Genomic DNA, 7,992 nt, shown 5'->3' on the forward strand with positions numbered 1-7,992 from the left:
TCAACCCTACCTTTCGGTGGGTCATTCAGAAGTTTCAGGGCATTCATTTTGTGCAGTTCGGACACCTCAAGCAGATTAGTAACCTGACTGATGAGCGGCGCACAATCATCCGATTCTTGGGGGCTCATGTTGAGCCTTACTATGCACCTACCTAATCTTTTGGCAACCTGCGGAATGTTGGCTCAGTACACTACGGCGTAGAGGATTTTGAGCAGGACATTCAAAACTTGCGGGAGATGGGTAGATTGTGATTATTGTCAGTGACACATCACCCATCAATAATCTCGCTGCAATCAATCACCTGCATACAGGCGATCGCTACTGAGTCCCCGATTGGGGATGGGTCTGTTGGTATGCGGGTCTAGCCTGAATCCGCTCCACGTAGGCCGCGACTGTCGGTGACGCATTCTTCAACCAGCCAAACTTCATGGCAAAATCCAACGTGCCCCCAAATACAACATCGGCGGCGGTAAATTGCTCACCCATCACCCAATCAGATTTAGGGGTCATCGACTCCACCGTCGCCATACAGCGGTCCCGATCTCCCCAGCCGACTGACTGGGGATTAAAATCGGTGATCCCAAGCTGCTCGACCGAGAACATCGGTTCAAGGGTCGTCCCAGGGAAGAAAAGGTAGCGGTAGTAACGCGCCCGATCAGGGGAACTCACTGCCGGGGCAAACCCCTTTTTAAGGTACTTGTCAGCCAAGTACGCACAGATTGCTGCCGTCTCGGTCACGATCCTGCCATCGTCTTCGAGAGCTGGAACCTTCCCCATAGGGTTGATGGCACGATATTCCGGCGTGTTATTCTCCCCTGCGAAAAAATCGATGATGATCTTCTCATGGGGAGCTTCTAGCTCTGTGAGCATCCAGTCGGTTGTCACGCCTCGACTCATCGGGTGGTAATAGTGCTTCATGGCAGGTATCTCCGTGTAAATTTTCGAGTGATTCAACTTGTGCGTCTCGGGCGAAGAATTTGCGATCGCAGCGATAGGTCGAAAACGGCTCTTCACACTGAGTTCAGGTTCGTCAGCGACTTCGGATGAGCCGGTAGCGGATGAAGCGCTGGTCTTGTATCGCAATCTCACCATCTTCGTGGAAGCCAAGCCGCCGCAGTGCTGAAACCCTTGTCCTACTTGGGGGAAGCAGAGCAGTAACGGAGTCAACGCAGAGTTCTTCAAATGCGTATGCCAGAATTCTCCGGTAGAGAGCAAGACCAGCTCCCCAGTACTTTCGACTGAGGACGAGCCCCACGTCTACATCTTCGCCTTCCGGCTGAAGGCCACCCCAACCGATGAACTCGTCATCCAACACGAAGGCCCAAGGTCCGAACCCTCTCTCCTCCCACATTCTTTCCTTAGTAGCAACAAAGCGATCGCACTCAACCTCTCCAAACTCATCCTGAGCCAGTGGTAGGTGCCGTCGGACTACAGGGTCATTCATCAGGTTGATGATTGCGGCTGGGGAAATCTTAGTCAGCCGCGTGAACGTGATTCTGTCGTAGTCGATTGCTGCCATAGCGAAGAAGATTAAACAAGAGACTGTGGCAGAATCGCTGCCTAACGACCTCAATCACCCACCGCAGATAACCTCCCAGTCTCAGAAAATGGGTCCTGGCAGTCGGTGTGCATTGGGATTGTTAGCTACTATTTTTCTCAAAGTTTTGCTGTTGGCGTTCATTCTCACGCTGTTGACGCTCTTTATCACGTTGTCTTTTTTGTGCTTCAACGTTCGAACGAACATTCTCTATGTCTATAGTTGACAAAAACCTTTCAAATTCCTCTATTGAGTTAATAGCACTGGCAACTTCTTCTTTTGTCGGCTCCTTTCGTCCGTGGGCTACTACATTACGTAAACGTCTTGTCTCATCCATTTTTTCTCTGAGATCATCTGGGATATCCACACCAAACTGTTCTAAACTACGGTGTGATAGCATCGCCCAATAAGGACGGCGACGGAAGTCATCTTCAAGACCTACGCTTGAACTAAAATCTACAATTTTCTTCTCGAAATATGTCATTGCTGACAACAGTGCGCCGAGAGGATGAACATTTGAAAGCTTTTTCAGGTTTTCCAACTCTGCATCATCATTCGGTTCTCGCATTTTAAATGCATGAAGCTCTTTCTCTTCGACGAACTGAGTGATAACCTCCTCGTATTCTTGGTCATAATGACACTTCAAAATGTCTCTGAAAAAATCCTGGGCAATATTCATATAAAATATGGCCGTTAATTCATTGGGAGATCCAAATCTATGTTGAAGTGCATTGCGCTCATCTATCAACAATTCCACTTTGTTTAAGTACGGTATGTCAATACTTTTGTCTTGCAATGATTTTATACAGCCATGAATAGAAATAGTTTCTTTGGGGCCTTTATATATTGAATCACCTGAATCTAAGACCAAATCCTTCAAAATAAGCTCAATAGCATTGGCAAGGTGTAAAATCACAAGTTTCCTATCAAGCTCCTTCGAACCGTTGAAGTGCAAAACGGAGTGACCAAGTAGCTCCATCGCGCTTTGAAATAGTGGAGACTCAATTGCCATGAATTTCCTTTGGGATCATGTGGCTAATTATTTATTGGACTGACGGATTCCACATAACTCCCCTATACGGGCGTATAGGTAGAAATCTTTCAGCCTAATCACCTGATTTGGGTATTTAGGTAGAAATTCGTCAGCCTAATACCCCGATGTGGGTGATGAGGTAGACGCATCCAGTATAGTCACCCTCCTAACTGCTGAGGCTTATCGGGGTGCGTTGGGGCGTTCACGGAGTGTGTGCGAAGTACAATCGCCCTTCTGGGTTTAACCCCGATCGCCGCGATGCACATCCATCTCGACCAACCTGTGCCATAGTCAAACGACCTCACAGCCTCAAGTCCGGCGGCTTGCAGGCAAGCATCCAACTGGTGGGGGGTATATCCTCGATTCTGCCAGCGCAGGGATAGGAGAACTTGACCCAGTCCTTTACGAGTCACCGAGCCAATCAGCGGGGCACCCGGTTTCAGGACTCGCAGCAGCTCACGCAAGGCGGCGACGGGGTCGGCCAGATGCTCCAACACATGGGCAAAGATCACCGCGTCGAAAGCCTCATCGGCAAAGGGCAAACGCCGGATATCTCCCCATCGCAGATCGAGAGCCGGGCTCCGATGTTTCAAGTTCTGTTGAGCATGGGTCAACATGGGATAGGAAATATCGACACCAGAGATCTGAACTGGGTGAGCGAGACTGTCTAAAAGCCCCAAACTGAAGGCTCCGGTACCCACGCCACAGTCGAGGATTTTAGAAGTCTGGTCAAGATGGCTCAAGCAGTTGCGAACAGCCCGACTTTGGAACAGCCGTTGATAATCTTGGAGCTGGCCTAGACGGGCCAAATAACGGTCCCAGTGATCGGCAGAGGCATCATAGAGCGATCTCAGGGTGTCGATACTGGGAGAGGTTTCCCACGGAGCTAATGGGGGAATTGTTGTGTTTAATCGCATGGTGAAATCAACCCTCCTGAATACAGAGGGCTATACGTTTTGCAGATTCGATAGTTAGAAAGCTATGGCTCGTCAGGAGCCAGGAATGGAATCCTCAAGCGAGGCGCAGTGGCTGAACTGGAGCTAACCCCAATGTTTCTGGGCTGACTGACTGGTCAAGAACGACGCACTGCCATAAACCAGACCCACCACAACAGGAAAAGTTGTAAGGGCACACGAAAAAGCAGATAACGCGGGCCGTTGATATTGCCACCAAAGTCAACGAAATTCCAAGCCGCGTAGATGTTAGCTGGCAGTACAGCAATCAAAAAAGCGAGGGTCAGCAGACCACTCTGGCGTCGGGCGGATGGCCGCAAAAAGCCTAGTCCTAGAGCAATCTCCATGATTCCAGTGAGGTAAATGATGGGGTAGCGTCCCGGCACCCATGCAGGCAGCATCTGCACCATGCCATCGGCCAAGGCAAAATGACTGACTCCAGTGAAGATAAACAGAGCCGCAAAGGCAATACATCCAGCGGTACGAATCTGGTGAGGGCGTTGGGCGATCGCCAACAGTCCCCAAACCACAATAAACACACTGAGTAACACAACTAAAACAACCATACTGCTTACTCCATTTGATGCACGTGCTTCATGACGACACCTCTTGAGCGATCGCAGATTGCTTGAGAAATGGGTTTCGCCACCGCCAGGCCGACCACATGATGAAGAATAAAGCGGCCATTTCGATGACCATGTGAAAGGTATCGTCTAGATCGGTGGTGCCGTTGTTGATTTCAAATCCGAGGGTAATCACAGCGGCGATGATGTTGGCCCAGCGGTTTGTGCCATAGGGCAATAGTCGAGAGAGCAGCACCATTGAAATCGGCACTTCGGCCACAAAACCACCAAACAGCAACAATTCTTCGGTGATTTGAATGCCGTTGAAGGTTCCGGTCATTATGTGTTCAATGAAACCCGGTTCAATAAATTCGTGGATGTCCCGAAATATCGTATTGAGCAGGAAAAACATCCACAGCGTCGAGAGTTTTGCCTTCATTTCCATCATGAGCAGTTGCTTCTGCAAATTCATGATTGTTCTCCTATTTGCCTGTCTAAAATTTCTGTTGCTTCCGGTTGAGTGGGCATGACCGAGACCAGTGTTAGTCCCAAATCACGTACTTTCATCAGCAGTCCAAAAAGCGCAGCCTGATCAACAACCGGACCAGACAACCGCGTTTCACCGTTGTCTTTGCGGGCGATCGCGAATCCCTCAAACCAATCACTCCAACGAGGATCAAGATGACCCTTGACGCAGATTTCGTACTGTTCAAGGGGGAGATGATCGTCGGTTGAACGGTGTGGTTGGTTCATGGGAGTTGTGAACTGACACATCAGCACTGCGCGATCGCCTGCTCTAATCGCGACTGGCGCTTACAACTCAAAAATACGAACAGATATGGGGAGCCCGTGTCCCCACATGTGGGGGTTAAATGTGGGGATTCATGGGCGGGGCTTGTGGGGACAAACGCCTAAATCAGATCTAGCTCTGCGGCTCGTTTCACCGCAGCGCGACGATTGGTGACATTGAGTTTGCTGTAAATTCGTTTGGTGTGGGTGCGCACGGTACTTAAGGCTACGACCAGCTCACGGGCGATTTCGGGGCCAGTTAGTTCGGTGTTGAGTAGTCGGAGTACTTCGAGTTCTCGTTGGCTGAGGGATTCGATGAGGGGGTGGGGAGATGAGGAGATGGGGAGATGGGATGTTTCTTTGTTTTTTTGTCCCCAGGTTTCGGAGGCGGTCAATAGGCGCTGAGTGTAGGTGGGGGTGATGCCGCGTGTCAGGGCCTGTTGAAACAGTCGCTCCATCGGGGTTCCGTGTTCGGCAAAGACCCGTACATAGCCTTCAGGTTCGGCCAGGGTTAGGGCGTGTTCTAGGGACGCAATCGCCGCTGCCATATCCCCCTGAGCCTGACGTGTCAATGCCAGCACCACCAGAATTTTGATGATGCTGCCCGTGCGGTCATGGGCTTCGGCGGCGGCCAGCAGTCGAGTCAGGAGTTCAATTACCGAATGAATTGCCTCGTCTGTGCCATCACGCTTGTATCGCGCGATCGCCACTCTGGCTAGAGTCAAATGTTCATATTCCCGCAGGTAACTCGGCTCATCATCTACCGACAAACCACACCCCCGCACCCAACCCAGCGCTTCCGCCAGTCTCCCCTGCTGCAACCACAACCGTACCTTTAGCGCCGCAGGCGGGCGCACATTCGGCACGGGCGATCGCCGATACAGCCGAGCCGCTTCATGCAGCTGGTCAAAGGCCGCGTCTAAGTCTCCCTGAGCCGCTGTGATTTGAGCCTTGACTAGCCACCACAGATAGGCCGCTGCCGATATCGACACCTGCTCACGTAGGGCCTCCCCCGTTTGCAGGAGCTGGCTAGCAGCCGCCAAATCTCCCTGCTCATAGCGGATTCCGCTCAACGCCAGATGCAGCTCTGCCGTTCCTTGCAGCATTGGTCCGCGCTGCTGCTCGGCCAGTTGTAAAGTCTGCTCACAGGTGTCAGCGGTTGCCCGTAACCACCCCTGCCCCGTCCCCATCTGCGCGAGAATTGGGGTGGCCGCGACGACAATCTGAGTACCGCCCAGCTTTTGAAAGATCCTCAATCCCTCGGCGAAGGAGCGGTATGCGGCTGCGACATCGCCGCTAGACCAGTAAGCCAAACCGAGGAAGGCGGCAGTTGTCCCCCGTTCATATCCCTCATCGGGAGGTAACAGCGTCATCGCTTGCTGGGCATGGGCGATAGTGCTGGCAAAGTCCCCCAGCGCTTGGGCTCGATAGGCCCGGGCATTCGCAATAGAAGCAGGCAAGAACCGATATTGCACTTCATTGGCCGCGATCCGTTGTGCCGCTGGATTCCCGACCTGCGTTAACTGTGCCAACTCGCGTTCAGCATCTTGTAAATATGTTTCAATCCCCTCTGGCTGCCCCGCGTTCAGCAGCACCAGCGCATAGGCCACACTCAGAATTGGTCGAGTCCGAATCAGCGAGTCAGGCAGCATCTTCAGCCAGCTCCGCACCGTAGCCTCCTGCTGACGATTGCGCATCGTGGGCCACACCGGCTCGATCAGATCTGCTGCTCGTTCAAAATCTTGAGCAGCCAGAGCATGGCGAATCGCCTCAGAGAAAAACTCATGCTGCTCGTACCATTCGCTAGCTCGTCCATGCAGGAGAAACAGGCGTTCTGGCCACTCTATCCGAGCATGAGCTAGCAGCACATCAGCAAACAGGTGATGGTAACGGTACCATTGGCGCGTGTTATCCAGCGGAATAATAAACAAGTTGCTGCGTTCCAGGGTTTCCAGCATGGCCTGCCCATCGGTTTGGCCGGTGACGGCATCGCATAGAGCTCCGCTCAAGCGGTCTAGAATAGCAGTCTGCAGCAAAAAGTGACGAACGCGATCGCTTTGCCGCTGCAACACTTCTTCCAGCAGATAGTCCACGATGTAGCGATCGTCGCCAGAGAAAGCGGTAATGAATCCAGGCAGATCTGCGTGTCCTTGCATCGAGAGTGCGGCGAGCTGCAACCCGGCAATCCAGCCTTCGGTGCGCTTCTCTAAAGCGGCCACATCTGCCGCCGATACCTCCAAACCCATCACTTGTCTCAGGAAAGCGGCAGCCTCATTCGGCGTGAATCGCAGGTCGCTCACCCTCAGCTCAGTCAATTCTCTGTGAGACCTTAAACGCGCCAACGACAAGGGCGGGTCGGCACGGCTGGCGATAATCAGATGGATGTGGGGCGGCAAATGGCTGAGTAAAAAGCCGATTCCGTGATGAATGGTTTCGATCGCGATCGCATGGTAGTCATCCAAGATCAGGACACAATCCTCTTCAACTACAGCTATTTCGTTGAGCAGCGTCATCAGCACCGACTCAATAGGAGGGGGCTGGGGCGATCGCAGTAATGAGAGCGATCGCTCTCCCAAACTAGGTTGAACGTTCTGTAAGGCGGTGATCAGATAGGTCCAGAAAACCGCCGGATCGTTGTCACTGGAGTCTAAGGAAACCCAAGCAACGGGTCGTGTGGGTGCGGCGGCAATCCATTCGGCGAGCAGCGTCGTTTTGCCAAACCCGGCTGGGGCCGAGACCAGGGTGAGTTTGCGCTGCGGATCGATGCGATCGATCAGTCTCGGACGCGAAACGCGATCAGCAGACCATTGGGGGAGGTAGAGCTTGGTCTCCAGTAAAGGGAGTTCTGAATTAATCGGTCTCGCCGAGACGGTCATGGATACGTTTTAATGCTTTCCATGCCTGTTCTAACAGGCCATTTTCATCTCTAAGGCTTGGCATGACGTCCAGCAATCCTCTGTACAGGACAAAACCTTGAAGAGTAGGTAAGAAAAGGGTTTCATGGAATTGCGAAAGACCAACGAAACCCTTATGGAACAGGTTACTCTACTGCGCGATACCCTGCGAAGTCACCTCAACTGGCACGGTGCTCGATTGACATTCCTAGCAATGTTTCTC

General features: G+C 52.2%; 8 protein-coding genes. All 8 read right to left on the reverse strand.

The window, feature by feature from the left end; translation table 11 throughout:
• Positions 1–318: 318 nt before the first annotated feature.
• The gene (locus tag QJQ48_RS27150; RefSeq protein WP_346294357.1) at positions 319–918 is read right to left on the reverse strand and encodes a glutathione S-transferase family protein; all 600 of its coding nucleotides are present in this window, start codon (positions 916–918) and stop codon (positions 319–321) included.
• 112 nt (positions 919–1,030) lie between these two features.
• Positions 1,031–1,519 carry a GNAT family N-acetyltransferase gene (locus QJQ48_RS27155; protein WP_346294358.1) on the reverse strand — a complete coding sequence of 163 codons (489 nt, stop codon included), beginning with the start codon at positions 1,517–1,519 and terminating at the stop codon, positions 1,031–1,033.
• A 121-nt stretch (positions 1,520–1,640) separates the two neighbouring features.
• On the reverse strand, positions 1,641–2,549 hold the full coding sequence (locus QJQ48_RS27160) for a DUF4145 domain-containing protein (RefSeq protein WP_346294359.1): 909 nt from the start codon (positions 2,547–2,549) through the stop codon (positions 1,641–1,643).
• A 179-nt stretch (positions 2,550–2,728) separates the two neighbouring features.
• Positions 2,729–3,487 (reverse strand): class I SAM-dependent methyltransferase, encoded by a 759-nt coding sequence (locus tag QJQ48_RS27165; protein ID WP_346294360.1) that lies wholly within the window; start codon positions 3,485–3,487, stop codon positions 2,729–2,731.
• A 155-nt stretch (positions 3,488–3,642) separates the two neighbouring features.
• Positions 3,643–4,089 carry a DoxX family protein gene (locus QJQ48_RS27170; RefSeq protein WP_346294361.1) on the reverse strand — a complete coding sequence of 149 codons (447 nt, stop codon included), beginning with the start codon at positions 4,087–4,089 and terminating at the stop codon, positions 3,643–3,645.
• A gap of 28 nt (positions 4,090–4,117) precedes the next feature.
• The gene (locus tag QJQ48_RS27175) at positions 4,118–4,558 is read right to left on the reverse strand and encodes a DUF6326 family protein (RefSeq protein ID WP_346294362.1); all 441 of its coding nucleotides are present in this window, start codon (positions 4,556–4,558) and stop codon (positions 4,118–4,120) included.
• Positions 4,555–4,839: a hypothetical protein gene (locus QJQ48_RS27180; protein WP_346294363.1), complete on the reverse strand. Its 285-nt coding sequence runs from the start codon at positions 4,837–4,839 to the stop codon at positions 4,555–4,557. The genes QJQ48_RS27175 and QJQ48_RS27180 overlap by 4 nt, the downstream gene beginning before the upstream one ends.
• A 158-nt stretch (positions 4,840–4,997) precedes the next feature.
• The gene (locus tag QJQ48_RS27185; RefSeq protein WP_346294364.1) at positions 4,998–7,751 is read right to left on the reverse strand and encodes a winged helix-turn-helix domain-containing protein; all 2,754 of its coding nucleotides are present in this window, start codon (positions 7,749–7,751) and stop codon (positions 4,998–5,000) included.
• Between the last annotated feature and the right edge of the window lie 241 nt (positions 7,752–7,992).

The sequence above is a fragment of the Sphaerothrix gracilis Ecp01 genome (assembly GCF_030405905.1).
Taxonomy (GTDB): domain Bacteria; phylum Cyanobacteriota; class Cyanobacteriia; order Phormidesmidales; family Phormidesmidaceae; genus Sphaerothrix; species Sphaerothrix gracilis.

What these genes read in the sequence shown, in the direction of transcription:
- QJQ48_RS27150 (WP_346294357.1), bottom strand. Translation starts at nt 918, where the DNA reads ATGAAGCACTATTACCACCCGATGAGTCGAGGCGTGACAACCGACTGG.
- QJQ48_RS27155 (WP_346294358.1), bottom strand. Translation starts at nt 1,519, where the DNA reads ATGGCAGCAATCGACTACGACAGAATCACGTTCACGCGGCTGACTAAG.
- QJQ48_RS27180 (WP_346294363.1), bottom strand. Translation starts at nt 4,839, where the DNA reads ATGAACCAACCACACCGTTCAACCGACGATCATCTCCCCCTTGAACAG.
- QJQ48_RS27160 (WP_346294359.1), bottom strand. Translation starts at nt 2,549, where the DNA reads ATGGCAATTGAGTCTCCACTATTTCAAAGCGCGATGGAGCTACTTGGT.
- QJQ48_RS27185 (WP_346294364.1), bottom strand. Translation starts at nt 7,751, where the DNA reads ATGACCGTCTCGGCGAGACCGATTAATTCAGAACTCCCTTTACTGGAG.
- QJQ48_RS27175 (WP_346294362.1), bottom strand. Translation starts at nt 4,558, where the DNA reads ATGAATTTGCAGAAGCAACTGCTCATGATGGAAATGAAGGCAAAACTC.
- QJQ48_RS27170 (WP_346294361.1), bottom strand. Translation starts at nt 4,089, where the DNA reads ATGGTTGTTTTAGTTGTGTTACTCAGTGTGTTTATTGTGGTTTGGGGA.
- QJQ48_RS27165 (WP_346294360.1), bottom strand. Translation starts at nt 3,487, where the DNA reads ATGCGATTAAACACAACAATTCCCCCATTAGCTCCGTGGGAAACCTCT.